At 65.6% G+C, this 26,762-nt stretch carries 23 protein-coding genes, 1 other RNA gene and 1 pseudogene; 13 read left to right on the top strand and 12 right to left on the bottom strand.

The features are described 5' to 3' along the window. Positions 1-75: 75 nt before the first annotated feature. From ACQ4OD_RS14740 to pcaH, 3 genes are all read right to left on the bottom strand, one after another. Entirely contained in the window at positions 76-1,617 is a 1,542-nt protein-coding gene (locus tag ACQ4OD_RS14740) for a collagen-like triple helix repeat-containing protein (protein ID WP_430944503.1), read from the bottom strand. Between the two features lie 241 nt (positions 1,618-1,858). After that, positions 1,859-2,464, bottom strand: a complete 606-nt coding sequence (gene pcaG / locus ACQ4OD_RS14735) for a protocatechuate 3,4-dioxygenase subunit alpha (protein WP_102684466.1) — start codon at positions 2,462-2,464, stop codon at positions 1,859-1,861. An 11-nt stretch (positions 2,465-2,475) separates the two neighbouring features. Continuing rightward, positions 2,476-3,195 carry a protocatechuate 3,4-dioxygenase subunit beta gene (pcaH, locus tag ACQ4OD_RS14730; protein WP_094012489.1) on the bottom strand — a complete coding sequence of 240 codons (720 nt, stop codon included), beginning with the start codon at positions 3,193-3,195 and terminating at the stop codon, positions 2,476-2,478. Between the two features lie 199 nt (positions 3,196-3,394). Between pcaH and ypfJ the strand changes: the two genes are divergently transcribed. The 3 genes and pseudogenes from ypfJ to ACQ4OD_RS14715 all read left to right on the top strand — a co-directional run bounded on the left by ypfJ (position 3,395) and on the right by ACQ4OD_RS14715 (position 6,424). After that, positions 3,395-4,279 carry a KPN_02809 family neutral zinc metallopeptidase gene (gene ypfJ / locus ACQ4OD_RS14725; RefSeq protein ID WP_111533347.1) on the top strand — a complete coding sequence of 295 codons (885 nt, stop codon included), beginning with the start codon at positions 3,395-3,397 and terminating at the stop codon, positions 4,277-4,279. A 360-nt stretch (positions 4,280-4,639) separates the two neighbouring features. Beyond that, positions 4,640-5,521: pseudogene (locus tag ACQ4OD_RS14720) on the top strand (methyl-accepting chemotaxis protein); the annotation flags it as partial. A gap of 39 nt (positions 5,522-5,560) precedes the next feature. Next, entirely contained in the window at positions 5,561-6,424 is an 864-nt protein-coding gene (locus tag ACQ4OD_RS14715; protein ID WP_371041621.1) for a methyl-accepting chemotaxis protein, read from the top strand. Between the two features lie 154 nt (positions 6,425-6,578). Here ACQ4OD_RS14715 and ggt read toward each other — a convergent pair whose 3' ends face one another. The 3 genes from ggt to ACQ4OD_RS14700 form a co-directional block, all read right to left on the bottom strand. Then, on the bottom strand, positions 6,579-8,246 hold the full coding sequence (gene ggt, locus ACQ4OD_RS14710) for a gamma-glutamyltransferase (RefSeq protein WP_430944502.1): 1,668 nt from the start codon (positions 8,244-8,246) through the stop codon (positions 6,579-6,581). Between the two features lie 118 nt (positions 8,247-8,364). Continuing rightward, positions 8,365-9,261, bottom strand: coding sequence for a LysR family transcriptional regulator (locus ACQ4OD_RS14705; RefSeq protein WP_046854125.1), 897 nt, complete (start codon positions 9,259-9,261; stop codon positions 8,365-8,367). Between the two features lie 199 nt (positions 9,262-9,460). After that, on the bottom strand, positions 9,461-10,051 hold the full coding sequence (locus ACQ4OD_RS14700; protein WP_046854124.1) for an NAD(P)H-dependent oxidoreductase: 591 nt from the start codon (positions 10,049-10,051) through the stop codon (positions 9,461-9,463). A 158-nt stretch (positions 10,052-10,209) separates the two neighbouring features. Here ACQ4OD_RS14700 and ACQ4OD_RS14695 point away from each other — a divergent pair, with 158 nt between their 5' ends. Continuing rightward, positions 10,210-10,524 (top strand): putative quinol monooxygenase, encoded by a 315-nt coding sequence (locus tag ACQ4OD_RS14695; protein WP_102684470.1) that lies wholly within the window; start codon positions 10,210-10,212, stop codon positions 10,522-10,524. Here ACQ4OD_RS14695 and ACQ4OD_RS14690 read toward each other — a convergent pair. Next, positions 10,514-11,278, bottom strand: a complete 765-nt coding sequence (locus tag ACQ4OD_RS14690; RefSeq protein ID WP_430944501.1) for a sulfite exporter TauE/SafE family protein — start codon at positions 11,276-11,278, stop codon at positions 10,514-10,516. The two genes, ACQ4OD_RS14695 and ACQ4OD_RS14690, sit on opposite strands and share 11 nt — an antisense overlap. 78 nt (positions 11,279-11,356) lie before the next feature. Here ACQ4OD_RS14690 and ACQ4OD_RS14685 point away from each other — a divergent pair, with 78 nt between their 5' ends. Then, on the top strand, positions 11,357-12,244 hold the full coding sequence (locus ACQ4OD_RS14685; protein WP_102684472.1) for a LysR substrate-binding domain-containing protein: 888 nt from the start codon (positions 11,357-11,359) through the stop codon (positions 12,242-12,244). Between the two features lie 98 nt (positions 12,245-12,342). On the opposite strand, the gene speA is transcribed toward ACQ4OD_RS14685, so the two are convergent. The 4 genes from speA to ACQ4OD_RS14665 form a co-directional block, all read right to left on the bottom strand. Further along, positions 12,343-14,256 carry an arginine decarboxylase gene (speA, locus tag ACQ4OD_RS14680; protein ID WP_023631655.1) on the bottom strand — a complete coding sequence of 638 codons (1,914 nt, stop codon included), beginning with the start codon at positions 14,254-14,256 and terminating at the stop codon, positions 12,343-12,345. A gap of 152 nt (positions 14,257-14,408) precedes the next feature. After that, the gene (locus ACQ4OD_RS14675) at positions 14,409-14,780 is read right to left on the bottom strand and encodes a translation initiation factor Sui1 (protein WP_023631654.1); all 372 of its coding nucleotides are present in this window, start codon (positions 14,778-14,780) and stop codon (positions 14,409-14,411) included. A gap of 342 nt (positions 14,781-15,122) precedes the next feature. Continuing rightward, the gene (locus tag ACQ4OD_RS14670; protein WP_139668414.1) at positions 15,123-15,659 is read right to left on the bottom strand and encodes an NUDIX hydrolase; all 537 of its coding nucleotides are present in this window, start codon (positions 15,657-15,659) and stop codon (positions 15,123-15,125) included. Position 15,660: 1 nt separating this feature from the next. Further along, entirely contained in the window at positions 15,661-16,728 is a 1,068-nt protein-coding gene (locus ACQ4OD_RS14665; protein WP_102684474.1) for a DUF2333 family protein, read from the bottom strand. A gap of 249 nt (positions 16,729-16,977) precedes the next feature. Between ACQ4OD_RS14665 and ACQ4OD_RS14660 the strand changes: the two genes are divergently transcribed. The 8 genes from ACQ4OD_RS14660 (at position 16,978) to ssrA (ending at position 26,335) form a co-directional block, all read left to right on the top strand. Further along, entirely contained in the window at positions 16,978-18,594 is a 1,617-nt protein-coding gene (locus tag ACQ4OD_RS14660) for a diguanylate cyclase (protein WP_102684475.1), read from the top strand. A 284-nt stretch (positions 18,595-18,878) separates the two neighbouring features. Next, the gene (locus tag ACQ4OD_RS14655) at positions 18,879-20,840 is read left to right on the top strand and encodes a methyl-accepting chemotaxis protein (RefSeq protein WP_430944500.1); all 1,962 of its coding nucleotides are present in this window, start codon (positions 18,879-18,881) and stop codon (positions 20,838-20,840) included. A 167-nt stretch (positions 20,841-21,007) separates the two neighbouring features. Then, positions 21,008-22,765 (top strand): protein-disulfide reductase DsbD, encoded by a 1,758-nt coding sequence (locus ACQ4OD_RS14650; RefSeq protein WP_430944499.1) that lies wholly within the window; start codon positions 21,008-21,010, stop codon positions 22,763-22,765. A 177-nt stretch (positions 22,766-22,942) separates the two neighbouring features. Next, positions 22,943-23,395 (top strand): type II 3-dehydroquinate dehydratase, encoded by a 453-nt coding sequence (gene aroQ / locus ACQ4OD_RS14645; protein WP_011535870.1) that lies wholly within the window; start codon positions 22,943-22,945, stop codon positions 23,393-23,395. Positions 23,396-23,496: 101 nt separating this feature from the next. Further along, positions 23,497-23,961, top strand: a complete 465-nt coding sequence (accB, locus tag ACQ4OD_RS14640) for an acetyl-CoA carboxylase biotin carboxyl carrier protein (RefSeq protein ID WP_277502123.1) — start codon at positions 23,497-23,499, stop codon at positions 23,959-23,961. 17 nt (positions 23,962-23,978) lie between these two features. Further along, the gene (gene accC / locus ACQ4OD_RS14635; RefSeq protein WP_102684478.1) at positions 23,979-25,334 is read left to right on the top strand and encodes an acetyl-CoA carboxylase biotin carboxylase subunit; all 1,356 of its coding nucleotides are present in this window, start codon (positions 23,979-23,981) and stop codon (positions 25,332-25,334) included. Between the two features lie 212 nt (positions 25,335-25,546). After that, positions 25,547-25,840, top strand: coding sequence for a hypothetical protein (locus ACQ4OD_RS14630; RefSeq protein ID WP_023631557.1), 294 nt, complete (start codon positions 25,547-25,549; stop codon positions 25,838-25,840). 105 nt (positions 25,841-25,945) lie between these two features. Beyond that, positions 25,946-26,335: a transfer-messenger RNA gene (gene ssrA / locus ACQ4OD_RS14625) on the top strand. A 48-nt stretch (positions 26,336-26,383) separates the two neighbouring features. On the opposite strand, the gene ACQ4OD_RS14620 is transcribed toward ssrA, so the two are convergent. Beyond that, complete coding sequence (locus ACQ4OD_RS14620; RefSeq protein ID WP_198754741.1) at positions 26,384-26,632, bottom strand: hypothetical protein; 249 nt, start codon at positions 26,630-26,632, stop codon at positions 26,384-26,386. Positions 26,633-26,762 lie beyond the last annotated feature (130 nt).

Here is a 26,762-nt window from a genome sequence, read left to right as displayed (position 1 = left end):
CCACGGATGGCTGGATGACCGACCGGCGAACGGCGCGCCGGTCGGTCTCACTCACCTTGAGCGTAGCCCGTGGCATCAGCGCTGCCCGCCTGCCAGAGCCCCTGACACACCACTCAGCGCGCCACCAAGACCACTGACCGGTGTGCCGCCGCCATTGACCAAGGTGCCCGCCTGGCCGAGCGTGGCCCCGACTGCGGTCACTGTCGCACCGACCTGGCTGACGACGGGGCTGCCTGTGGCACCGGCCAGTTGCGTACCGGCAGAACCCACCGCGCCGCCGACCTGGTTCAGCAACCCCGCCACGGGTGCGCCGACGCCGGTACTGGCGCCGACTTGCTGAGTCACGCTGGATACACCGGCGACCACCGGGTTGAGGCCGCTGCCCACCTGTTGGGTCAGCGCCGCGACCGGCGCCCCGGCAGCACTGTTGGCCAAGCCGTTGCCACCGAGCACCGTGCCCAGGCTGGCGACGGTATTGCCCGCCTGCACCGAAGTGCCGCCGATACCGCTCACGGTCGGGCTGGCGGTGCTTGCCGTCAGCCCACTGCCGGCACCGGCCACCACGCCGCCGACGGTTTCCAGCAGGCCGCTGCGTGGGCCGCCGGTAACAGGGGCCAGCCCGCTCGCCGTGCTGACCGCGGTGCCGGTATTGGCCACCGCCTGCCCGAGCGTGCTGCTCAACGGGTTGCCGTTACCCGCCAGTTGCTGGCCGGCCTGGTTCAGGGCACCACCAGTCTGGTTCAGCGCCTGGTTCAGCGGACCGGCGAGCCCGGTCTGCCGCGTGGCATTGGCCGCCGTGTTTTCCACCAGCGAGACCACCGGCACCAAGGCATCGCTCACGCCTTGGGTCGCCCCGGCGAGCGGGCCGCTGGTGCCGACCGGCGACAGGGTGTCACCGAGCATGGTCACAGCCTGGCCGACCCGGTCGACGCCTTGACCGGCCCCGGCAACCAGTTGGTTGACCACCGGCACCTGCTCGACCGGCCCGCTGCTGGCCAGCCCGGCCACGCCCTGGCCAAGGCCGGAGACACCGCCGCCCAGGTCGGCGGTGGCCGCACCGACCACGCCCACCGTGGTGCCCACGGCATTGTTGCCGGTACCCAGTTGCCCCAGGCCCTCGCTCAAGCCGCCTCCGACGCTGTTCACGGCGTTGCCGGCGGAAGACACCAGCGTCCCCACGCCACCGGTCAGCGAGGTACTGCCGGCAACGGGCAGCGAACCGATCACCTGGCCGAGATTGCTCACGCCGTCACCGACCCCGGAGACGGTGTTGCCCAACTGGTCGACCACCTGGCCGGTGACCAGCGCAGTGGGTGTGGTACCACCGCCCGTGCCACCATCACCGCCACCAGGGGTGCTGCCGCCGCCAGTGCCACCGCCGCCACCGGTACCGGCGCTGCCATCACCCGGGGTCGTGGTGCCACCGCTACCGCCTCCACCACTGCCGCCCGTACCATCGCCCCCGCCGCCACCGGCTCCGGCCCCCGCGCCGCCATCGGACGACGAACCATCGACCTCGCTGTGATGCCCGCCGCCGCCGCTGCTGCAACCGGCAAGGCCCAGACTCACGGCCATCGTCAGCGCCGTTGCCGCCTTGATCCACGCTTGAGTGTTCATGGAAGGACTCCCGCTGCTGCTGATTGTTTTGCTCACAACAGCAGTGAAAGCGCACGGCGCCGAATCGGGTAGCTCACAACTTGGTGTTAGTACCTGTGGCAGGGGCAATGAGGGCGGGAAAACAACCAGAATTTCAGTGGTTTGACGACGCGCGCAGCGATGCGACACGAAAGGACTAGTCGTAACTCATTAGTACAAGCGGCAAGCCCGGCCAGTGTTGCCGGGCTTGCCGACCGGGGCGTCAGAAGTCGAAGAACACCGTCTCCCCCTCGCCCTGGATACGGATGTCGAAGCGATACGCCGTCTTGCCGTCCACTTCACAGCGCCGGGCGATCAAGGTCTCGCGCCGCTGCGGCTGCTCGATCAGGTTCAGCACCGGACAGCTGGCGTTCGCCTCGGCTTCGTCATCGAAGTACAGCCGGGTATGCAGGTGGATGTTGATGCCCCGGGCAAACAGGCTGATGTTGATGTGCGGGGCCATCGGCACGCCTGCGGCGTTGTTCACCACCCCCGGCTTGACCGTGTGCAGGGTCCATTCGCCGGCATCGAAGGTGGTGGCGGTGCGCCCGAAGCTGTTGAAGGCGTTCTCGAGGTGGTACTCGTCCTGGTAGCGCCCCTCGGCGTCGGCCTGCCACACCTCCAGGAACGAGTCGCGCACCAGGTGGCCATTGCCGTCGTACACCTGGCCGATCAGCAGGATATGCTCGCCCGGGGCATCGGGCCGGGCCAGGCAGTTCCAGATTTCCTGGTCACGGGTCGGGTTGCCGGCCGCCTCCAGGGCAAGGCCGATGTGCACATAGGGGCCGGCAGTCTGCGAAGGGGTTTCCGGCAGCAGTTCGATAGGCATGACGGGCCTCCTCAGCGGTTTTCGAAGTGGGTCTGGCGCTGGCCGCGCAGGACGATGTCAAAGCGGTAGGCCAGGCAATCCATAGGGTTGGCATGGCTCATGTCGAGCCTGGCGATCAGCCGTTCGACGGCGTCCGGGTTGGCGATCGACTTGACGATCGGGCACAGCGGGATCAGCGGGTCGCCCTCGAAGTACAACTGGGTGATCAGCTTGGTGGCGATCGACGGGCCGCTGATGGAGAAATGGATATGCGCCGGGCGCCAGTCGTTGGGGCCGTTGCGCCAGGGGTACGGGCCGGGCTTGATGGTGCGGAAACTGTAGTAGCCGTCGCGGTCGGTCAGGCAGCGGCCGACACCGCCGAAGTTCGGGTCCAGCGGTGCCAGGTAGCGGTCGTTCTTGTGCCGGTAACGGCCACCGGCATTGGCCTGCCACATTTCCACCAGGGTGTTGGGCACCGGCTTGCCGTACTGGTCGACCACCCGCCCGGCAACGATGATGCGCTCGCCGATGGGCAGGCCACCCTGGTTGAAGTTGAGCAGCAGGTCATGGTCGTGCTCGCCGAAGCGCAGGTGGGAAAAGTCCGGGCCGGTGCTTTCGCTGATCGACTGCGGGATGCTGACCAGCGCCTGGCGCGGGGAGCGCGCCACCGAGGTCTTGTAGTCGGGGGTGAAGGCCTTGGGGTGCCAGTTGCGATCACGGATCACGAAGCGGCTGGTGTCCTGGGCGGGCATGCCGGTTTCCTCTCTTGGAATTATCGAACGCCTGGGCGTGGCAGGCGGACTTGCAGTTTCCGGCAGGTGCGAAGGGATGAATATTGAATTCAGCGGTCCCAGGCATAACCATTTGGTTATGCATAAGCGACGGGGGATACACCTCGGTCAGCGCTGAACTAATCTTGAACTTCATGTTTCAGCAACCGGAGAGCTCTACATGGAATGGCGAAAAGGCCGACGCAGCGACAACGTGGTCGATGCCCGCGGCGCAGGGGGTGGCGGCGGCATGCGTTTCGGCGGCGGCAAGGGCCTTGGGCTCGGCGCCATCCTGCTGATCGTGGGCATTGGCTGGCTCACCGGGCAAGACCCGCTGCAGATCCTCGGCCAGCTGGCCGGGCAGATGGAACAGCAACAGACCGCCCCGGCCAACGTCGACGGCAAGGCACCGCCGGCCAACGACGAGCAGGCCGAGTTCGTCGCCTCGGTCCTCGGCGACACCGAGGACACCTGGAAGGCGCTGTTCGCCCAGGCCGGCAAACAGTACCGCGACCCCAAGCTGGTGCTGTTCAGCGGCCAGGTCAACTCCGCCTGCGGCTTCGCCTCCTCGGCGGTCGGGCCGTTCTATTGCCCCGGCGACCAGCGCGTGTACCTGGACATGACCTTCTTCCGCGAAATGGAAACCCGCTTCAAAGCCGCCGGCGACTTCGCCCAGGCCTATGTCATCGCCCACGAGATCGGCCACCACGTGCAAACCCTGCTCGGCGTCTCGGCCAAGGTCGACGCCGCACGGCGCAATGGCCAGCGCATGGAAGGCGACAATGGCCTGCTGGTGCGCCAGGAGCTGCAGGCCGACTGCCTGGCCGGGGTCTGGGCCTACCAGGCGCAGAAACGCCTGAACTGGCTGGAGCCGGGAGACGTCGAGGAGGCATTGAATGCCGCCAACGCCATCGGTGACGATCGGCTGCAACAGCAGGGCCAGGGCCGCGTGGTGCCCGACTCGTTCACCCATGGCACCTCGCAGCAGCGCGTGCGCTGGTTCAAGGCCGGGTTTTCCAGCGGCGACCTGAACCAGTGCGACACGTTCAGCGCGCGTAGCCTCTGAAATCGCCATCGGCGGCGAGCCGGCTCCTGCCGTGGAGCCGGCTCACCCGCGAATGACAACGTCAAAAACATAAACGTATTCAACAAGTTACAAATTTGCTGAAAAAGCGTTTCAGCTTCTCCCCTCTTTGCCGATAAGTCCTACACAAATCTGCGGGCTATCTGACAACAACAACGCCCAGCTTTTGAGATCAAGTGAGCGAAATCATTCTCTGGGAGAGCGTGCATGAACAGTTGGTTCGCCAATATCAGCGTCAACCTCAAACTCGGCCTGGGCTTCGGCCTGGTCCTGGTCCTGACCGGCCTGCTGGCCCTGACCGGCTGGAACAGCCTGGGCAGCCTTATCGACCGCAGCAACTGGATGAGCGACATCACCCAGCTCAACAGTGACCTGACCAACCTGCGCGTGGCCCGTCTGCAGTGGATGCTGACCAACGGCGACGACGCCTCGGCGGCCAACGTCCAGGCCAAGCTCGACGCCTTCGGCAGCCAGCAGCAGCACCTGGTCAACACCTTCAAGAGCCCCGAAAACCTCAAGCTGCTGCGCGAGCAGGGCCAGAGCATCAGCGAATACCGGGTTTCGCTGGAAAAGATGCGCCAGGGCTACAAGACCACCCTCGCCGCCCGTGAGTCGATGAACCAGGCCGCGGCCCGCGCCAATGACGCCATCGAGGCAATCAGCAGCACCGTGCTGTCCAGCAGCGAAAGCGACGCCAGCCGCCTGGCCCAGTACCTGCTGATCAGCAAGGCCAAGCAGCAGCTGGTGCAAGTGCGCCTGGACGTGCGCAGCTACATCGCCGACCTGACCAGCGAAGCCGAGCAGGCCGCCCTGCGCCAGCTGGAAAACGCCCTCAACGAAATCGACAGCCTCAAGCGCCAGCTGCCGGCCGAAGCCTCACGCATCCAGCAATTCGAAAGCGCCGTGCTCGCCTACCGCGACGCCGTGCGTCAGTTCCGCGACGCCACTGCCGCCATTGGCGTGGCCCGTGCTGAAATGACCGTGCAGGGCGCCGACATCGTCAAGCGCAGCGACGAGCTGTACAAGATCCAGATCGAGCGCCGTGACGCCGAAAGCGTCCAGGCCCGCAGCCTGCAGACTTCCGCCACCCTGCTGGCGCTGCTGGTCGGCGTGCTCGCCGCGTTCATCATCACCCGCCAGATCACCCGCCCGCTGCGCGAGACCATGGACGTGGTCAACCGCATCGCCAGCGGCGACCTCACCCAGCAACTGCGCGTCACCCGCCGCGACGAACTGGGTGCCCTGCAGCAAGGCATCGCACGCATGGGCACCACCCTGCGTGACCTGATCACCGGCATCCGCGACGGCGTGACCCAGATCGCCAGCGCCGCCGAGGAGCTGTCGGCGGTGACCGAGCAGACCAGCGCCGGCGCCAACAGCCAGAAGGTCGAGACCGACCAGGTGGCCACCGCCATGCACGAAATGGCCGCCACCGTGCAGGAAGTCGCGCGCAACGCCGAACAAGCCTCCCATGCCGCGACCAACGCCGACGACGAAGCCCGTGTTGGCGACAAGGTAGTGGGTGAAGCGATCAGCCAGATCGAGCGCCTGGCCCACGAAGTGCACCGTTCCACCGAGGCCATGACCCTGCTGCAGCAGGAAAGCCAGAAGATCGGCAGCGTCATGGACGTGATCAAGTCGGTCGCCGAGCAGACCAACCTGCTGGCGCTCAACGCCGCCATCGAGGCGGCCCGTGCCGGCGAGGCCGGGCGTGGTTTCGCCGTGGTCGCCGACGAGGTGCGTGGCCTGGCCCAGCGCACCCAGCAGTCCACCGAGGAAATCGAAGGCCTGATCGCCAGCCTGCAGCACGGCACCCAGCAGGTCGCCGAGGTGATGAACGGCAGCCGCAACCTGACCGACAGCAGTGTCGAGCTGGCACGCAAGGCCGGTGGTTCGCTGGAGAGCATCACCCGTACGGTGTCGAACATCCAGTCGATGAACCAGCAGATCGCCGCCGCCGCCGAGCAGCAGAGCGCCGTGGCCGAAGAGATCAGCCGCAGCATCCTCAACGTGCGCGACGTGTCGGAACAGACCGCCGCGGCCAGCGACGAGACCGCCGCCTCCAGCGTCGAGCTGGCGCGCCTGGGTGGCCACCTGCAGACCCTGGTCAGCCAGTTCCGCGTCTGACATAGGTAACAACGGGGCCGCTGCGCGGCCCATCGCCGCGGTTCGTCGCCACGACAAGCCGGCTCCCACACCGACCGCGCTGCCTTCAAGTCAAGCGCTATCCCTGTGGAAGCCGGCTTGCCGGCGATGGGCTGCACAGCAGCCCCGACTGCTGTTACTTGACGATCATCCCCACACCACGCCCACGCGGATCAGACGCCGTCTCCAGCTTCTCGCCGGTCACCCGGATCGCCTGGATGTCGCCCATCTCCCAGCCCTGGTCCTCCAGCACGTAGCCCATCTTCCTCAGGTCATCAGCCACCTGCCCCTTGAGCGGCGCATAGCTGTCGAAGTAGATGGTGTCCTTGGGCAGCAACTGGTGATGCACGCGCTGCGCCGCCACGGCCTTCTCCAGCGGCATGCCGAAGTCGTACAGGTTGTTCATCACCTGGAAGATCGAGGTGAAGATCCGCGAACCGCCCGGGGTGCCCAGCACCAGCACCACCTTGCCGTCACGCGCCACCAGGCTCGGGCTCATCGACGAGAGCATGCGCTTGCCCGGCGCGATGGCATTGGCGTCGCCGCCGACCACGCCAAAGGCGTTGGCCGCGCCCGGCTTGGCGCTGAAGTCGTCCATCTCGTCGTTGAGCAGGAAGCCTGCGCCCTTGACCACCACGCCGCTGCCGTAGTCGAGGTTGAGGGTGTAGGTGTTGCTCACCGCGTTGCCTTGTTTGTCGACGATGGAGAAGTGCGTGGTCTGGTGCGGCTCCAGCCCCGGCTTGACCTGGTCGGTTGCGGAAATCGCGTTCGGGTTGACCTGGGCGGCACGCTTGGCCAGGTAATCCTTGGCCACCAGCTGGTCGACCGGGACCTTGGTGAAGGCCGGATCGCCGAGATAGTCGGCGCGGTCGGCGAACACGCGCTTCTCGATCTCGGCCAGCAGGTGGATGTACTTGGCCGAGTTGTGCTCGACGCCCTTGAAGTCCGCCGCGCGGTCTTCCTTGATGCCCAGCAGCTGGGCCAGGGCGACGCCGCCGGAGCTTGGCGGCGGCGCGGTGTAGACCACGTTGCCGCGCCAGCTGATGGCGATCGGGTCACGCCACACGGCCTTGTAGTCCTTGAGGTCGTCCTTGCTGATCAAGCCCTTGTCGGCCTGCATCTGCGCCACCAGCAAGTCGGCGGTCTTGCCCTGGTAGAACTCGCTGACGCCCTTGTCGGCAATGCGCTCGAGGGTCTGCGCCAGCTCTGGCTGCTTGAACAGCTCGCCGACCTTCATGCTGCCGAAATAGTCGTTGAAATTGGTCGCGGTCTTGAACAGGCCCTGGGCGTCGTCACGGTACTGGTATTGCTTCTGGGCAATCTTGAAACCGTTCTTCGCATAGCCGATGGCCGGGGTCAGCAGCTCGCTCCACTCGAGCTTGCCGAACTTCTGGTGCGCCTCCCACAACCCCATCACCGTGCCCGGCACACCGGCGGCGCGCACGCCGACCAGGCTGAGGTTCTCGATCACCTCGCCCTTGTCGTCCAGGTACATGGTCTTGGTCGCGGCCTTGGGCGCCACTTCGCGGTAGTCGAGGAAGTAAGGCTTGCCGTCGACGAACAGGGTCATGAAGCCACCGCCGCCGATGTTGCCGGCCTCGGGGTAGGTCACGGCCAGGGTGAAGGCGGTGGCGACGGCGGCGTCCACCGCGTTGCCGCCCTTCTTGAGGATGTCGGCGGCCACCTGTGCGCCATATTGATCAGGCGCGGCCACCGCGCCGCCTTCCAGCGTCACGGCGAAGGCAGAGGAGCAGCTCAGGATCGCGGCCCCGAGGGCCAGGGGCTGGAACATGACAATACGCATGCGCACTTCCTTGGTGTTGTTTTTGTTGATCAGTCATTAAGGCCGAAGCCCTGTAACTAAGCAAACACCCCGGTCGTTTCGCGCCGCCAACGGGCAGACCCTGTCGCGTTCAGGCAACTCAGCAGGCGTAGACGGCCAGCTTTTTCTGGATGAAATCGAGAAAGCACTGGATGCGCAGGGCCAGCTGGGTGTTGCGGTAGTAGACCGCATGGATCGGCTGGCGATAGCCATTGTTGTGCTCGGCCAGGATCACGTTCAGGCGGCCGGCGCGGATGTCCTCGTGGGTCATGAAGTGCGACAGGCTGACGATGCCCTCGCCGGCAATGGCCAGCTGGCGCAGGGTTTCGCCGCTCGAGGCGACCAGCTGCGGGCGGATTGCCCAGCGGTCGCCCTGGGCATGGCGCAGTGGCCATTGGTTGAGCGATTCGAGGGAACTGAAGCCAAGCAGGCAATGGGCCTCGAGGTCCTCGACCCGCTGCGGCGTGCCGTGCCGGGCCAGGTAGTCGGGGCTGGCAAGCACCTGCACCGGGCTGCAGCCGAGCGAACGGGCGTGCAGGCTGGAGTCGGCCAGTTCGCCGATGCGGATGGCCACGTCGGTGCTTTGCTCCAGCAGGTCGATGATCAGGTCGTCGGTGTTCAATTCCAGCTCGATGCCGGGGTACTGCTGGCGGAACTCGCCGATCCACGGCAGGATCGCGTGCAGCATGAACGGCGCGGCGGCGTTGATGCGCAGGCGCCCGGTCGGGGTCTGGCGGTTCAGCGACAGGCGCTCTTCCATGTCGTCCATCTGCTCGAGGATCGCCCGGGCGCGCTCCAGGAAGAAACGCCCTTCCTCGGTCAGGTCCATGCGCCGCGTGGTGCGGTTGACCAGCGTGGTGCCGAGTTTGCCCTCCAGGCGCGACAGGGTGCGGCTGACAGCGGAGGGCGTCTGGCCGATCTGCTCCGCGGCGGCGGAGATCGAGCCGCTGTCGATGACGGCGACGAATACCTGGAGTTCTTCGGATCGGGTTTTCACGCGGATGGCCTTGGCAGGTGGATGCCGTGATTCATAGCGGTTGGGCAGCAACCGCGCAAGGGGCCGCTACGCGCCCCTTTCGCCGGCAAGCCGGCTCCCACACCGTGCGCTTCAGCCTTGAGCCATGCGCCATCTTGTGGGAGCCGGCTTGCCGGCGAGAGGCCCGTGCAGGAACAACAAGACAGTTGGAGCCGCGCTGTCATTGAGCCTTGCCAAACACCTGGTCCAGATGCTGCTCATAAGCCGCCAGCGCCGCCGGCACATCCGGCCGCTTCATCACATCGACGGCCAGGTAGGTCGGCAGGCCCGTCATGCCGAGGAACTGGTTGGCCTTGTGGAACGGGAAGTACACCGCGTCCACGCCCTTGCCCTCGAAGAAATCGCTGGGGTCATCGAACGCCTGCTGCGGCGCGTTCCAGGTCAGCGACAGCATGTATTGCTTGCCCTGCACCAGGCCACCGCTGCCGTACTTCTGCGAGGCGTCGGAGCGGGTACGGCCATCATTGGCGTACAGGCTGCCGTGGCCGGCGGTGAACACATCGTCGATGTACTTCTTCACGGTCCATGGCGCGCCCATCCACCAACCCGGCATCTGGTAGATCACCACGTCCGCCCAGAGGAATTTCTCCACCTCGGCCTGGACGTCGTAACCGCCGTCGATGAAGGTTTCCCGCACATCGAAACCGGCGCGGTCCAGATGGGCCAGTGCGGCATCGTGCAGGGTCTGGTTGAGACGGCCATCGGAGTGGGCGAAGCGTTTGCCGCCATTGAGCAGGAGAATCTTTTTCATGGGAGGGTCAGCCCTGTAAGTGAAGTTGCCGGCAGGTTAGGCAACCGGGCACCCGGGAAACAGCCAGGGCTGGGCAAAATTCTTTTGCCTGCAAATCACGAATGGTAAACATATTGTTGATTTAGAATTTGCTCACTCCCCTTACAGAGCGCTTCCCCATGACCGAGCAATACGCCTTCATCCTCAAAGCCAAGACCCGCCCGGAGCAGGCCGAGGCCTTCGAACAGCTGTTCCGTCCTTACGTAGAGCCGAGCCGCCAGGAGCCGGGTTGCATCGAGTACCACATGCTGCGCGACAAGGCAGACCCGACCCTGTTCGTGTTTTTCGAGGTCTGGGCAAACAAGGACGCGCTGGACGTGCATTCGGCACTGCCGCATATGCGTGCATTCTTCGATAAACGCATGGATTACCTGGAGCGCGATTTCGACATCCAGATGATCGACATGCTCAGCGCTTCGTCCGCTAGCCGTTGACCAGCAGGTGCCCGCCCAGCAGCACAAGGCCGATGAAGAAGCAGCGTTTGAACAGCGCTGCGCTGATCCGCCCGCGCAGCCACTGACCAGCGAACATGCCCAGTAACGCCGGGGCCAGCACCAGCAGTGAAGCCCCCAGCGCCTGGCCACCCAGGGCGTCCTGTCCGGCCAGGCCGACCGCCAGGGCCAGGGTCGAGACGGTGAATGACAGGCCCAGCGCCTGGACCAGTTCGTCGCGGCTCAGGCCCAGGCCCTGCAGGTACGGTACCGCGGGCATGACGAATACGCCGGTGGCGGCCGTCACCACGCCGGTGAGTAACCCGCAGAGCGGCCCCAGCCAGGGCTCCCTGACCGGGGCCACGCGCAGCCCTGGGCCGACCAGCCCATAGAGGGCATAGACCAGCAACGCGGCGCCCAGGCCATGGGCCGCCCACGGACCGCTGTCGATCCCCAGCCAGGCGCTGCCCAGCAAGGTGCCGATAAAGATCATCGCCAGCATCCCGCCCAGGCGGCGCAGCAGCGCGAACAGATGGCCGCCGGCCGCCAGCTGCCAGAGGTTGGTCAAGGTCGATGGCACGATCAGCAGCGCCGCTGCCTGTGCCGGGGGCATAGCCAGGCCAAGCAAGCCCATGGCGACGGTCGGCAACCCGAGGCCGATGACACCCTTGACCGCGCCGGCCAGGAAGAAGGTCAGGATCACCAGCAATGACAGCGCCGGACCGATGTTCTGATAAAACGCCAGGAAGGTATTCATGACCGCCATCCTGCCGTGCGGCCAGCACGCTGAAAATCTGCCATATACTCAGGCAGACTCTTGTCAGGACAGAGGCAGATGCATTTCGACCTGATCGACCTCAAGCTGTTCCAGCACACCCTCGAAAGCGGCAACATCACCGCTGGCGCCCGGCGCAGCCACCTCTCGCTGCCGGCCGCCAGTGCGCGCATTCGCGCCATGGAAGCCTCGCTGGGCATACCCTTGCTCGAACGCAACCGCCGCGGCGTGCTGCCCACGCCCGCCGGCCAAGCCCTGCTGCAGCATGCGCGGCTGATCGCGCAGCAGGTCGAGCGCCTGCAATTCGACCTCGGGCACTATGCCCAGGGCCTGCACGGCCAGGTGCGCCTGCTGTGCAACACGGCGGCGCTGACCGAGTACCTGCCGGAGCTGCTGGCCGGCTACCTGGCCGAGCACCCGGGGGTGAGCGTGGATATTCAGGAACTGCCCAGCCTGCATATCGTCCAGGCGATCAGCCAGGGCATGGCGGACCTGGGCATCGTCTCGAATGCCGCGCCCTGCGCAACCCTGCAGACGCGACCGTTTCGCGACGATCCGCTAGTGCTGGTGATGCCGCGCGAGCACCCGCTGGCCGCCAGCGACCGGGCAGACTTCAACGCCAGCCTTGGCCATGGGTATGTGGGGCTGGGTGCCGACAGCGCCCTGGCGCTGCATCTCGAAGAGCAGGCCCTGCGCCTGGGAAGACGGATGCAGGTGCGCGTTCGCGCCGAAGGTTTCGATGGGGTGATCAGGATGGTCGGAGGTGGCGCGGGGGTGGCCGTGGTCCCGCTGACCTCGGTGCGACGCTGGGAGCACAGCTTGCCGCTGCGCTGGGTCGCCTTGCAGGAGGCCTGGGCGAAGCGCAGCTTGCTGCTGTGCTCGCGGGACTTCAGCGCGTTGCCTGGCTACGCCGCCTTGCTTGTCGAACACTTGGGCAACAAAGCCTGAAGGCTGCCGCCACAGGTGATCAACCGTGGCGGCAGCCGTGTGCCTGAGGGCCGCGCGGCGGCACCTATGCCAGAGGGCCGCGCGGCGGCCCAGTACGATCAGGACGACAGGTACGAGGAGCGGGTCAGCCCCAGGCGCAGCGCGTCGAGGTACTGGGTACGCTCGCGGGCGGTGATCCTGGCGCTGGCGACCTTGTCGCGGTAGTGGGTCATCAACTCCTCCGGCGACAGGTGCACGTAGCGCAGCATGTCCTCGATGGTGTCATGGGTCTCGATACCGGCGTGGTACACGCTGCCATCGGCGTTCTGGTAGATGTTCACCGAGTCGGTGTCACCGAACAGGTTGTGCATGTCGCCGAGGATCTCCTGGTAGGCGCCGACCAGGAACACGCCGAGCAGGTAGTCCTCGCCTTCCTTGACCGCGTGCACCGGCATGCTGGTCTCGATGCTCTGCTCGTCGACGTACTGGTTGATCTTGCCGTCGGAGTCGCAGGTCAGGTCCTGCAGCACGGCGCGGCGCAGCGGCTCTTCGTCCAGGCGGTGCAGCGGGATGATCGGCAGTACCTGGCCGATGGCCCAGGTGTCCGGCAGGCTCTGGAACACCGAGAAGTTGCAGATGTACTTGTCGGCCAGCTTGTCGTTGAGTTCGTCCAGCACCTGGCGGTGCGAGCGCTGGCGGGCCTTGAGCGAGTTGTGCAGGCGACGGCACACGGCAAAGTAGCACTGCTCGGCCAGGGCCTTCTCGGCCAGGGTCAGCTTGCCGTCGGCGTACTGCGCGGCCACGTCGCCCATGTAGTGGGTAGCGCGCCAGTAGGTCTCGGTGACCATCTCGATATCGGTCGGGCCGAGCAGGTCGGCCAGCCACTGCACGGTCTCGGGCAGGCTTTCCTTGTTTTCGATGGTCGGCACTTCGTCGTTGTGGCTCTCGACGTCGGTCACCTGGATCACCAGCATGGCGTGGTGCGCGGTGAGCGAGCGGCCGCTCTCGGAGAAGATGTGCGGGTGCGGCAGGCCCTGCGCGTCGCAGAACTCCTTGAGCATCCCGACCACCACGCCGGCGTAGTCGTCCATGTCGTAGTTGATCGAGCTGGCGTTGCGCGAGTGGGTGCCGTCGTAGTCGACGCCCAGGCCGCCACCGACATCGATGTGATCGACCGGCAGGCCCAGGGCGCGCAATTCGCCGTAGTAGCGGATAGCTTCCTTGAAGCCGTGCTGGTAGTCGGCCAGGTTGGCGATCTGCGAGCCCATGTGGAAGTGCAGCAGGCGGATGCCCTGGTCGAGCCCGGCGTCACGGAAACGCTGCACCACCGAGATCAGCTGGGCGGCGGACAGGCCGAACTTGGATTTCTCGCCGCCGGTGTCGGCCCACTTGCTCGACGCCAGCGACGACAGGCGCACGCGCAGGCCGACCTGTGGCTTGACCTTGAGCTCCGCGGCCTCCTCGATCACCAGGGCGACCTCGGACTCCTTCTCGATCACGATGAACACGTTGTGGCCGAGCTTCTGGCCCATCAGCGCCAGACGGATGAATTCGCGGTCCTTGTAGCCGTTGCAGACGATGGTGCCGCCCTTCGGCGCCAGCGCCAGCACCGCCAGCAGCTCGGGCTTGGAGCCGGCTTCCAGGCCGATGGAGACGTTCTGGGTGGCGATGATGTTCTCGACCACCGCTTCTTGCTGGTTGACCTTGATCGGGTACAACGCGGTGTACTGGCTCTGGTACTCCAGACGCGCGATGTTGGCATCGAAGGCGCCGGTCAGCTGGCGCACGCGGTCCTGCAGGATGTCGGGGAAACGCACCAGCAGCGGCAGCGACAGGCCGCTCTGGCGCAGTTCCTGGACCTGTTCGAAGAGGTCGATCGGCGCGCTGTCCGGGCCGTTGGGGCGCACTTCGACGCGCCCGGCGTCATTGATGGCGAAATAACCTGCGCCCCAATGGCGGATGCCATAAACACTGCGGCTGTCGGCCACGGTCCACTGGCTACCATCGTCTTTGCGTGTGCGTCGTACGGACATTCAAGTCCCCTGTATGAAAAGTCGAAACACTGCCCCACCTCGGGGCGCTGGCAGTGTAAATACTGAAAATGACGATTCTTCCGTGTCAGGCATAGACCCTGCCCACGGGAACGAGTTTAGAAAGCGCTGGGCAAAAAATCGCGCGGCTGCACTCAGCCGCCGGATTTCTTCGCCTTGAAACCCTGCTTGATCAGCTCGGCGAGCAACAGCTCGACGTGATCGCCCTGGATTTCAATGACCCCATCCTTGAGCGCGCCACCGGTGCCGCAGCGACGCTTGAGCGTGCTGGCGAGCTCCTTGAGCGGTTCCAGGGCCAGGGGGACGCCCGTGATGGTGGTCACCGTCTTGCCGCCACGGCCTTTGCTTTCACGGCGCACGCGGGCAATGCCATCCCCCTCGGGGATGACCTGCTGCTTGCAGATACAGTCGTCCACCGGTTTGCTGCAGTCGGGACAGTGCCGACCGGCATCGGTGGAAAAGACGAGACCGCCCAGGGCGGAAAAGGAAGAAGCTTTCTTGGCCACTTTTGTTCCTCTGTGCCGAGGACAAAAAACTGGTCGGCGGGAGCCGACCGCGATGCCCCACTCTGGCAGGGGCGGCGCTACTGCCGCAAGGTTGTGCGGCAGCCCGAAAAGGGCGCGCAGTGTAACGATAAATCTGCCTGTTGCTAAGTACAGGATTGCGCCATTTTACGAAAGTTTTGCGACTTCATTGCGGGTTGGCTCCGAAACCTGTGGGAGCAAGTGACTGCTATTGCCTGTGGCGGCCTCATCGCTGGCAAGCCAGCTCCCACAGGGCCGGCGCTTGGCTCCAGGCCACCGCGGTCAAGGTGGGAGCCGGCTTGCCGGCGATGAGGCCTTATGCCGTCACGCTGAAGCGGCTTGGTAACGCTGCAGCGCCACCAGCGAGTCCGGGCAATACGGCAGCGTTGCACTTTCCGCCAGGGCCTGCTCTACACTGATGAACCGCGCCTCGCTGACCTCCTCGGGCTGCAGGCGCAACGCCCCGTCCCATACCGCGGAAAACACCGCGCCCCACAGGCGGTTGCCCGGCTGCTCGAAGTAGAACGTCTCGTGGAAGCGCAGCTCGACGCCGCTCACCCCCAGTTCCTCCGCCAGCTCCCGGGCCGCCGATTCGGCATAGGACTCCTGCACCCCGACCATTCCCCCCGCCGCCACATCCCAGTAACCGGGATACAGCGCTTTGCTCAGGGTCCGCCGGTGCACGCACAGGTCGCCCGCGCTGTTGAACAGCAGGATGAAGGTACAGCGCCCGATCAGGCCACGCTCACGCAATTCGGCCCGTGGCAGGGCGCCGAGCAATTGGTCATGCTCATCGACCCAGGCCACCAGCTCGGCGTCGGAGGCCGCGCGGTGCGCGACCTCGGCAGGATTGACCGGCATCTCAGCCCTGGGACAGCAGTTGGCGCAGGTCGATGACCGCGGCGTTGGCCCGGGAGATGTAGTTGGCCATCACCAGCGAGTGGTTGGCCCACATGCCGAAACCGCTGCCGTTGAGCACCATCGGGCTCCACAGCGCTTCCTGCGAGGCTTCCAGCTCGCGGATGATCTGCCGCACGCTGACCGTGGCGTTCTTCTTCGCCAGCACGTCGGCGAAATCGACCTCGATGGCGCGCAGCAGGTGCGACAGCGCCCAGGCCTGGCCACGGGCTTCGTAGAACACGTTGTCGATCTGCAGCCATGGAGTCTCGACCACTTCCTCGTCGACCTGCGGCGCCTGCCCCGGGGCCACGGACTCGGTCTTCAGGGTGTTGTTGAGCTTGACCCGGCCAACGCTGGCCGACAGGCGCTGCGACAGCGAGCCCAGGCGGGTGGCGACGTCACCCAGCCAGTTGTTCAGGTTGTCGGCGCGGGTGTAGAAGATCGCGCCCTGGTCCCCCTTGGCCAGGCGCACCTGGTAGCGGTTCAGCGACTTGATGCCCTCTTCGAACTCCGACTCGCTCGACGGCAGGATCCAGCTCTTGTTGTCGAAGTTGAAGCGCGGTTCGGCCTTGGCCAGGTCGGCATCCTCGGTCGATTGCGACTGCGAACGGGCGAAGTCCTTGCGCAAGGCGCGGGACAGGTCACGCACCTGGACCAGCACGCCGTATTCCCAGCTCGGCATGTTGTCCATCCACAGCCCTGGCGGGAAGCGGTCGTTGGAGATGTAACCACCCGGCTTGTCGAGCAGGGTGCCGGCGACGGTCTTGAGGGTTTCGATGGTGGTATAGCCAACCACCATCTGCTGGCCGTTGCGCTCGGCGGCGGCCTGGGCATTCTGCTGCACCGGGAACAGCTCGGGCTCCTGGCTCCAGTACCAGCCCAGGCCGATGCACACCAGCAGGTAGAGGCCGATCAGGGTGCCCAGGGCACGGCTCCAGAGGCCGCCAACGTAGCTACGGGTAGCGGCGCCGCGGGTTTCGACCCGCTCGCGGGGCTCGGCCTTGGCCTCGCGGTTTTTCCAATCCAGCATGGCATTGTCCTTAATCAGTCACGAACGGTTCAGGGTTTGGACCACAGGCCTCGGCCAGGGTGCCACGACAAACCCAGGTGACAGCACTATAAAGCAGACGCCGCCATTCGTATAAGCGACCAACAGGTCAGCAACTGAATTACCGTCCCTTAACACTTTGTTGACCCGAGGCACTCGCTTGTCGGAAAAGCAGTGCTAGCATAGAGCCATCATTGAACCTGCACCCTCCCACTCATAAGTAGTCAGGACATGACCCAGCCAGCCGAGCCGAGCCACGAACGCCTCAAGCAGCATTTTGCCCAGCGGGTGATCCACCAGGCCCGGCAGATCCTCGAGATCTGGCAGCGCCTGCAGCGTGGCGAGTGGTCCAGCGGCGACCTGGGCGAGCTGTGCGAGGCCAACCTGCGCCTGCAGCGCTATGCCGAACGCTTCGAGCAGCCCGAGCATGGCAGCCTGTCAACGGCCATCGGCCAGACCCTGCGCGCCATCGAAGCCAACAGCGCGCGCCTGAACTCGGAACTGATCAGCGAACTCAACCGCCTGATGCAGCGCCTGTCGCGCACCGGCCTGCGCAAGGGCGACCAACTCGACAATGTGCCCCTTCCGCCGCTGCGCAAACCGGTGTACATCGTGCTGCAGGACCACGACCGCGCCGAACGCCTGGCCCAGCAACTGGAGTTCTTCGGCCTCACCGTGCAGGCGCTGTGCAGCGCCGAGGCGTTCCAGGCATCGATGAGCGAGCGCCTGCCATCGGCGATCGTCATGGACGTCGACTTCACCGGCACCGGCATCGGCCTGCAACTGGCGGCCCAGGCCCAGCAAGGCCTGGAGCAGCCGGTGCCGCTGCTGTTCTTCTGCTTGCATGAAACCGACACCCCGACCCGCCTGGCCGCGGTACGCGCCGGCGGCCAGGAGTTCCTCACCGGCACCCTGGATGCTTCCAGCCTGCTGGAAAAACTCGAACTGCTGACCAGCGCCACCCAGTACGACCCGTTCCGCGTGCTGGTGATCGACGACTCCCGCGCCCAGGCCCTGCACACCGAGCGCCTGCTCAACAGCGCCGGGATCATCACCCGCACCCTCACCGAGCCGATCCGCACCATGAGCGAGCTGGCGGACTTCCAGCCCGACCTGATCATCCTCGACATGTACATGCCCGCGTGCACCGGCCCGGAACTGGCCAAGGTGATCCGCCACAACGACCGCTACGTCAGCGTGCCGATCATCTACCTGTCGGCCGAGGACGACCTGGACAAGCAGCTCGACGCCATGAGCGAGGGCGGCGACGACTTCCTCACCAAGCCGATCCGCTCGCGGCACCTGGTGACCACCGTGCGCAACCGCGCCGCCCGCGCCCGCCACCTCAAGGCGCGGATGGTGCGCGACAGCCTCACCGGGCTGTACAACCACACCCACATCCTGCAATTGCTCGAGGACTGCAGCTTCCGCGCCCGCCGCGAAGTGCAGCCCCTGAGCTTCGCCATGCTCGACATCGACCACTTCAAGAAGATCAACGACCGCCACGGCCACCCCATGGGCGACCGGGTGATCAAGAGCCTGGCGCTGTTCCTCAAGCAGCGGTTGCGCAAGACCGACTTCATCGGCCGCTACGGTGGCGAGGAATTCGCCATCGTCATGCCCAATACCGGACTGGAAGCGGCGCACAAGGTGCTCGACGAAATCCGTCGGCGCTTTGCCGAGATCCATTACCCGGCCCAGCCCCACGATCTGCAATGCACCTTCAGCGCCGGGGTGGTGCAGCTGGACGAGCAACTCGACGCGCTGACCATGGCCAGCGCCGCGGACGAGGCGCTGTACCGCGCCAAGCACGCCGGACGCAACTGCGTGGTGCGGGTCGAGCCTTAGCGCCCACCCCATCCGCGTTGTGTTGCTGGTAATGGCCTCATCGCTGGCAAGCCAGCTCCCACAGGGATGGCGCTTGGACTGAGGGCGGCGCGCTCGGGGTGGGAGCCGGCTTGCCGGCGAGAGGTCGGCGCAGGAAAACTACGCAGTTGCCCATACCCGGCACCAATACCGGCACTGTGCCACTTTTTTATGGCGCCAACCCGCCGTCGTCATCACCTCGTCACAAAATCGCAATAACTTCAGGCCCGACTTCTCCACTCCCCCTCCGCAGGAAGTTCGCGGCTATGCGCCTGAAGTGGCTGACCAATTTCAACACCCTGTTGCTGGTGACCGTGTGTATCGCCCTGGGCGCGACCCTGTGGTGGTCGCAACGCGCCCTGGAACGTCCCTATCAACTGATGGAGCGCTACCTGGGCTTGTCCCAGCAGTTCCAGAACGATGCCGCGCGCAATATCCAGGCCTACCTGGGCAGCGGCGACGCCCTGCGCCATGCGGCGGCCATGGAGGCCAACACGCAATTGCAGGCAGCCCTGGCCGACTGGCCTGAGCCCCTGTCGGCCAAGCTGCGCCCGAGCCTCGACAGCCTGCAGGGCTTCACTGCCAACGAACTGCTCGCCGCCGGCAAGCTGGCCGGCGATCCCCAGGCCTTGCTGCTACAAGCCGAACGGGAGCTGGGGGCGAACCTCGAGCAACTGGCCGGCTATGCCCGTGACAGCGGCAAAGCCGACGCCAGTCGTTACCTGACGCCGCTGCTGGAAGCCTCGCTGCACCTGGGCCGCCTGTCCCTGGCCCGCGACAAGCTGGTCAGCAGCGGCCGCGCCGAGCTGGCCGACGAAGTGGACCGCGAACTGCAACAGATCGCCGCCCAGGCCCAGGCCATCGACGGCCTGCCGCTGCTGGGGGTGACCCGCGCCGCCGAATCCAATGCCGATGACTTCGCCGCGATGATGGGCCTGGAGTCGCAAGCCAGCGCCGAGCAGGAAGACGTCGCCGTGGGCCTGAAACGCGAGCTGCACAGCCTGCTCAGCCGCTACCCTGCCGAACTGCAACGTACCCGCGAGCAGATCGAGCGCCGCGCCACCTTGGCCGCCAGCACCGGTGAGCGCCTGGAGGCGGTGCAACAGGCCATCGCCGGCCTCGAGCCCGAGGTACGCGGCCTGCACGCCACCATCGCTGGCGAGGTACGGCTGATCCAGGGCCTGATGATCGGCCTGATCCTGCTGATCGCCCTGCTCATCGACACCCTGCAACGTCGCCTGGCACGCACCCTCACCAGCCTGGCGCCGGCGCTGTCGCGCTGGGCCGAGGGCGACTTCGCCCAACCCATCGCCCTGGGCCGCACCAACCGCGAGCTGCACGATATCCAGGAATCGCTGAACCGCCTGCGCCAGTACCTGGTGGAACTGGTCGGCACGATCCGTCACAACGCCGAACAGGTGGCCGGCAGCAGCCATGCCCTGGCCGGCATGAGCAGCGCCCTGCACGACGGCGCCGAACGCCAGGCCGGCGACACGGCGCAGATCCGCGACGCCCTGGGCGAGCTGGAGGCGACCATCCAGCAGGTGGCCGGCGATGCCAGCTCAGCCGCCGAGGCCAGCCGCGACGCCGGCCGGGCCGTGGAGCAGGGCCAGACAGTGATCGGCCAGAGCCTGTCCGGCCTGCGCACCCTGGTCGACGAGGTGCAAGGCAACGCCCGGATGATCGAGCAACTGGCGGAAGAGTCGGCGACCATCGGTGGCGTGCTCACGGTGATCCGCGCGATTGCCGAACAGACCAACCTGCTGGCGCTCAACGCCGCCATCGAAGCGGCCCGGGCCGGCGAGATGGGCCGTGGCTTCGCCGTGGTGGCCGACGAAGTGCGCTCGCTGGCGCAGCGCACCACTGGCGCCACCGGCGAGATCCAGGCGCTGATCGACCGCCTGCAGCAAGCCGCCCGCGATTCGGTGGAGGGCATGCGCACCCAGCTGGAGCACGCCGAGGCCACGGCCAACCAGGCACAGTCAGCCGATGGCGCGCTGGACGCGATCGTCAGCGCCATTCGCACCATTGCCGACACCGCGGTACGCATCGCCGATGTGACCGCACAGCAGACCGGGGCGGTGAGCGAGATTCGTGATCACAGCGAGCGCATCCACGAGCTAGGCGAGGACAACCTGCAGCGTATTGGCGAAGGGCGTGAGCAGGGCGAACAGTTGCTCAAGCTGGGCGGTGAGTTGAACACGGCGGTGCGGGCGTTCCGGCTCTGAAGCCATCGCGGGGCAAGTCGGGTCGCCGCACCGCTGCTCCCACGCTGGTGATGCTTGCCACTCTGCGCCCGCTGACCGGTTGGCGTGGGAGCGGGCTTGCCCCACGATGGCCCATAGCCCTGCCAAGTCCGCTATCATGCCGCTACGTTCCACCTCGCGAGTCCGCCATGCGCCGCCTGTTTTTCCTGTTGTTCCTGCTGCTGGCCAGCCCTGCGTTCGCCAGCGGCCTGCTCGACAACCGCCCCAGCGCCACCCTCGGCGCTGCGTCCAACAGCGCCGACTTCCTGCCGGTGCACGAAGCCTTCAAGCTCAGCCTGATCGAGACCGACGCCCAGACCGTCAAGCTGCGCTTCGTCGCCACCGACGGCTACTACCTCTACCGCCACCGCTTCCAGTTCCGCACCGAGCCTGCGGACATCAAGCTCGGCGCACCGAACATCCCCCAGGGCGAGGCCAAGCACGACGAGTTCTTCGGCGATGTCGAGGTGTACCACGGCGTGCTCGATATCGAACTGCCGCGCAACGACCCGCGCGCCTTCACCCTGCTGGTGGGTTACCAGGGCTGTGCCGACAAGGGCCTGTGCTATCCGCCGGAAACCGCGCGGTTGAGTATCGACGGCCAGGGCGCCCCGCTGCCGGCAAGCGCCGAGCAGGGCTGGACCTGGAAGTCGCTGCTGCTGTTCTTCCTCGCCGGTGTCGGCCTGACCTTCACACCGTGCGTGCTGCCGATGCTGCCGATCCTCTCCGGAGTGGTGCTGCGCGGCCAGGTCGGCGGCCTGCGCGGGTTGTCGCTGTCGCTGGCCTACGTGCTGCCGATGGCGGCGAGCTTCGCCGTGCTCGGCGCCCTGATGGGCCTGTTCGGCGCCGGCCTGAACCTGCAGGCGCGCCTGCAGTCGGCCTGGGTGCTGGTGCCGTTCGCCGCGTTCTTCGTGCTGTTCGCCCTGGCCATGTTCGGCCTGTTCGACCTCAAGCTGCCGCAGGCTTTGAGCAGCCGCCTGGACAGCCTCGCCCACCGCACCAAGGGTGGCTCGCTGCTGGGCGCGGCGGTGCTCGGCGTGCTGTCCAGCCTGCTGGTCTCGCCCTGCGTGTCGGCGCCGCTGGCCGGCGCGCTGCTGTACATCAGCGCCAGCGGCGACGCGCTGGGCGGCGCCCTGAAGCTGTTCGCCCTGGGCCTGGGCATGGGCGCGCCGCTGTTGCTGGTCGCCACTGGTGGCGCCGCCTGGCTGCCCAAGAGCGGGCCGTGGATGAACACGGTGAAGAACGCCATCGGCGTGTTGCTGCTGGGCCTGGCCATCGGCCTGCTCAGCCGCGTGCTGCCAGGGCCTGTCACCCTGCTGCTGATCGGCCTGCTGGCCGCGGGCGTAGCGCTGTTCCTCGGTGCCCTGGAATTCGTGGTGAAAACCCCGCGCCAGCGCCTGGCGCAACTGCTCGGCCTGGCGCTGCTGGTCTACGCCCTGGCCTGCTGGTATGGCGCCCTGAGCGGCCAGGGCGACCCACTGCGCCCGCTGCCGCCGCCCACCGTGGCCGGCAGCCCCGCAGCGGCCAAGGCCGACGCCTGGCAGACCATCACCAGCCCCGCCGCCCTCGATGCCGCCCTGGCCGAAGCCAAGGCCGCCGGCCAGCCAGTGCTGCTCGACTGGTACGCCGACTGGTGCATCAGCTGCAAGGTGATCGAGCACGAGGTGCTCAACGCGCCGCAGGTCGAGGCGCAACTCGGCGCCTTCCGCCTGCTGCGCTTCGACATCACCGAAAGCAATGCCGAACAGCGCGCCCTGCTCGACCGCTACCGCCTGTTCGGCCCGCCCGCGTTAATGTTCTTTGCGGCGAACGGCAGCGAAATGACCAGCGATCGGGTGATTGGCGAGATAAACGCCGGCGATTTTGCCCAGGTTGTGGCGCGCGTGCGCGGCCAACTCGGTCTATAACTTCCCGCAGCCTCTGAAAAATCCGCTGGCGAGTGACCAAAGTTAATCATCCGGTCACATACTTTGCGTGAATCTCGGACATCGTGCTGGCTATTGCCGGGAACTGGACACTCAGCGCCTGTTGCGGCATAGTCGCCGCGCTATGTCGAATTGCCCTACAAAACCAAGGAATCGCAGATGGCAACCCTACTGGTGCTGCACGGCCCCAACCTGAACCTGCTCGGGACCCGCGAACCGGGGCACTACGGCGCCGCCACCCTGGCCCAGATCAATCAGGACCTGGAGCAGCGCGCCCGCGCCGCCGGCCACCATCTGCAATACCTGCAGAGCAATGCCGAGTACGAATTGATCGACCGCATCCATGCCGCGCGCAACGAAGGCGTGGACTTCATCCTGATCAATCCGGCCGCTTTCACCCACACCAGCGTCGCATTACGTGACGCATTGCTCGCGGTGAGCATCCCATTCATCGAAGTGCACCTTTCCAACGTGCACAAACGCGAGCCGTTCCGTCACCACTCCTACTTTTCGGATGTTGCCGTAGGGGTGATCTGCGGCCTCGGAGCCACCGGTTACCGGTTGGCCCTGGAGTCCGCGCTGGAACACCTGGCTGCCAACGCACAGCCCTGATGACACAAGGCCTTGGCCCTTTCGGGCCGAGGCTCATGAAGAAACGTTTTCGACACGTTTTAAAAATACGTCCCCGACCGAACCTTGGGAGTTGCTGATTAATGGATATCCGTAAAGTCAAAAAGCTGATCGAACTGCTGGAAGAGTCCGGCATCGACGAACTGGAGATCAAGGAAGGCGAAGAGTCCGTTCGCATCAGCCGTCACAGCAAGACCCCGGCCGCCCAGCAGTTCTACGCACCCGCGCCAATGGCCGCCGCGCCTGCCGCTGCCCCGGTTGCCGCCGCTGCCGCCCCGGCCGCTGAAACCGCTGCCGCCGCACCTGCCCTGAAAGGCACCGTGGTGCGTTCGCCGATGGTCGGCACCTTCTACCGCAAGCCTTCGCCAACTTCGCCGAACTACGCAGAAGTCGGCCAGGCCGTGAAGAAGGGCGACACCCTGTGCATCGTCGAAGCCATGAAGATGATGAACCACATCGAATCCGATATCGGCGGTGTGATCGACGCCATCCTGGTAGAAGACGGCCAGCCGGTTGAGTTCGACCAGCCGCTGTTCACCATCGTTTGATTCGCGGAGAGCCAACGATGTCTGGGAAGCTCGAAAAAGTTCTGATCGCCAACCGCGGGGAAATTGCCCTGCGGATCCTGCGTGCCTGCAAAGAGCTGGGCATCAAGACCGTCGCCGTGCACTCCACGGCTGACCGTGAACTGATGCACCTGGGCCTGGCAGACGAATCGGTCTGCATCGGCCCTGCATCGTCCAAGGAATCCTACCTGCACATCCCGGCGATCATCGCCGCCGCCGAAGTGACAGGTGCCACCGCCATCCACCCGGGCTACGGCTTCCTCGCGGAAAACGCCGATTTCGCCGAGCAGGTGGAAAACTCCGGCTACATCTTCATCGGCCCGAAAGCCGACACCATCCGCCTGATGGGCGACAAGGTGTCGGCCAAGGACGCAATGATCAAGTCGGGCGTGCCGACCGTACCGGGCTCCGACGGCCCGCTGCCGGAAGACCCGGAAACCGCGCTGGCGATCGCCCGCGAGGTGGGTTACCCGGTGATCATCAAGGCCGCCGGTGGCGGTGGTGGTCGCGGCATGCGCGTTGTGCACAAGGAAGAAGACCTGATCGAATCGGCCAAGCTGACCCGCACCGAAGCCGGTGCCGCGTTCGGCAACCCGATGGTCTACCTGGAGAAGTTCCTGACCAACCCACGCCACGTGGAAGTGCAGGTCCTGTCCGACGGCCAGGGCAACGCCGTGCACCTGGGCGACCGTGACTGCTCGCTGCAGCGCCGTCACCAGAAAGTACTGGAAGAAGCGCCGGCCCCGGGCATCGACGAGAAGGCCCGCCAGGAAGTCTTCAAGCGTTGCGTCGACGCGTGCATCGAGATCGGCTACCGCGGTGCCGGTACCTTCGAGTTCCTGTACGAGAACGGCCGCTTCTACTTCATCGAGATGAACACCCGTGTTCAGGTGGAGCACCCGGTTTCGGAAATGGTCACCGGTATCGACATCGTCAAGGAGATGCTCAGCATCGCCGCTGGCAACAAGCTGTCGTTCCGCCAGGAAGACGTGGTGATTCGCGGCCACTCGCTGGAGTGCCGGATCAACGCCGAAGACCCGAAGAAGTTCATCCCGAGCCCAGGCAAGGTGAAGCACTTCCACGCCCCGGGCGGCAACGGCGTGCGCGTCGATTCGCACCTGTACAGCGGCTACTCGGTTCCGCCGAACTACGATTCGTTGATCGGCAAGCTGATCACCTACGGCAAGGACCGCGACGAAGCCATGGCGCGCATGCGCAATGCCCTGGACGAGATCGTCGTCGACGGCATCAAGACCAACATCCCGCTGCACCGCGACCTGGTGCGTGATGAAGGTTTCTGCAAAGGCGGCGTCAACATCCACTACCTCGAGCACAAACTGGCCAACCAGGAGTGATCGCGTTAGCGTGATGAAAGAGCCCCGGCCCCGTGCCGGGGTTTTTTATTTGCGCATGCCAAAACCCCGGGAGCGCAAGGCGTGGGTGATCCGTACACGTGGGAGCGGGCTTGCCCCGCGATACCAGGGCGGCAAACCCGATGGAACCCCGCCCAAAGCCACGCAGTCCACCAATCAGGCCCACCTTCCCGAGGCCTCACGAGGAGACTCCCATGAAAGGTACTGCGCTATCCGCCCTGTTCGCGGCCGCCACCCTGCTGGCCTCGCCTGTGTTCGCCGCCGACGACCTGTGCGCCATGAATCTGCAGAAGATCGACGACAGCATGGCCACCGCCGGCGCCACCTCCGAAGGCCTGGACAAGGCCATCACCGAGCACGTGGACCAGGCCAAGGCCGCCCAGGCGAAAGGCGATACCAAGGAATGCATCGCCATCACCAGCAAGGTGCTCGAGCGCCTGGAAAAGACCGAGAAAGGCAGCGGCTCCGCCGGTGGCAGCGGCACCTAGGCCCTGCGCGCACGCGGGCCGCCGAACCTTCTGTCGACGTCGCCCGCGTAAGCGCGTATACTCGGCCTTGCGTGCTGAAAGGCACGTTCAGCTAGAGCTGAGTGTGGGGCCGATTAGGATTCGACGCCGGTAGCGAAACTCTAGGTGCATGCCGAGTTGGTAACAGAACTCGTAAATCCACTGTTGCAACTTTCTATAGTTGCCAATGACGACCAATACGGTGCTGCTCTCGCTGCTTAATTGCAGCTGACATGCACTCCTGGTACCTTCGGGTCCAGCAATCATCAGGGGATGCCTGTAAACCCGAAATGATTGTCATACAGAACAGGATCGTCGTGCAGCACGTTGGGGGCGAAGCGACTAAAACTTACCCAACTCATCCAAAGCACCCTGCCCGTCGGGCGGCTGCGGATTAAATCAGTAGACACGGCTAAGCATGTAGTACCGACAGCGGAGTACTGGCGGACGGGGGTTCAAATCCCCCCGGCTCCACCAAATCCGAAGAAGAAGACGCCCTAGGGCGTCTTTTTTTATGCCTGGGATTCAGTGCCTCAACGGCAGCACGCCGTCACCTTTCCCCTCCTCCTTCATAGCCTCCAGTTTGCTGAACTGCTCGCTGGCCAGCCGGCTGATGATTCGGATTGCCTGATGAATGCCCGCTGTGTTGCGAAAGCTCAGTTGCGGGTTGTGCTCGCACTCCAGCACCTCGTCATGCTGGACCAGCGCCTCGCCTAGCAGCTCGAGAGTCCAGACGTAGCTTTGGAGGGTAGAAAGGCGCTCACGGTCAGTCATGGGAAACCTCCCGCTTGGCGCGTTCGGCGAGGGATTGGCTGTCGATCGGGTAAAACGTTGGGGATGGGGTGGCCGCAGGGGTTGGGCGGCGGAGAGCGGATGCGAGGATCCTGCTCAGAATGCGAGTAAG

Origin of the sequence: Pseudomonas sp. WC1 (assembly GCF_050586565.1) — a bacterium.
Lineage (GTDB): Bacteria > Pseudomonadota > Gammaproteobacteria > Pseudomonadales > Pseudomonadaceae > Aquipseudomonas.
The sequence above is the reverse complement of the archived record's forward strand: the minus strand, read 5'-3'. Positions and strand labels throughout refer to the sequence as shown.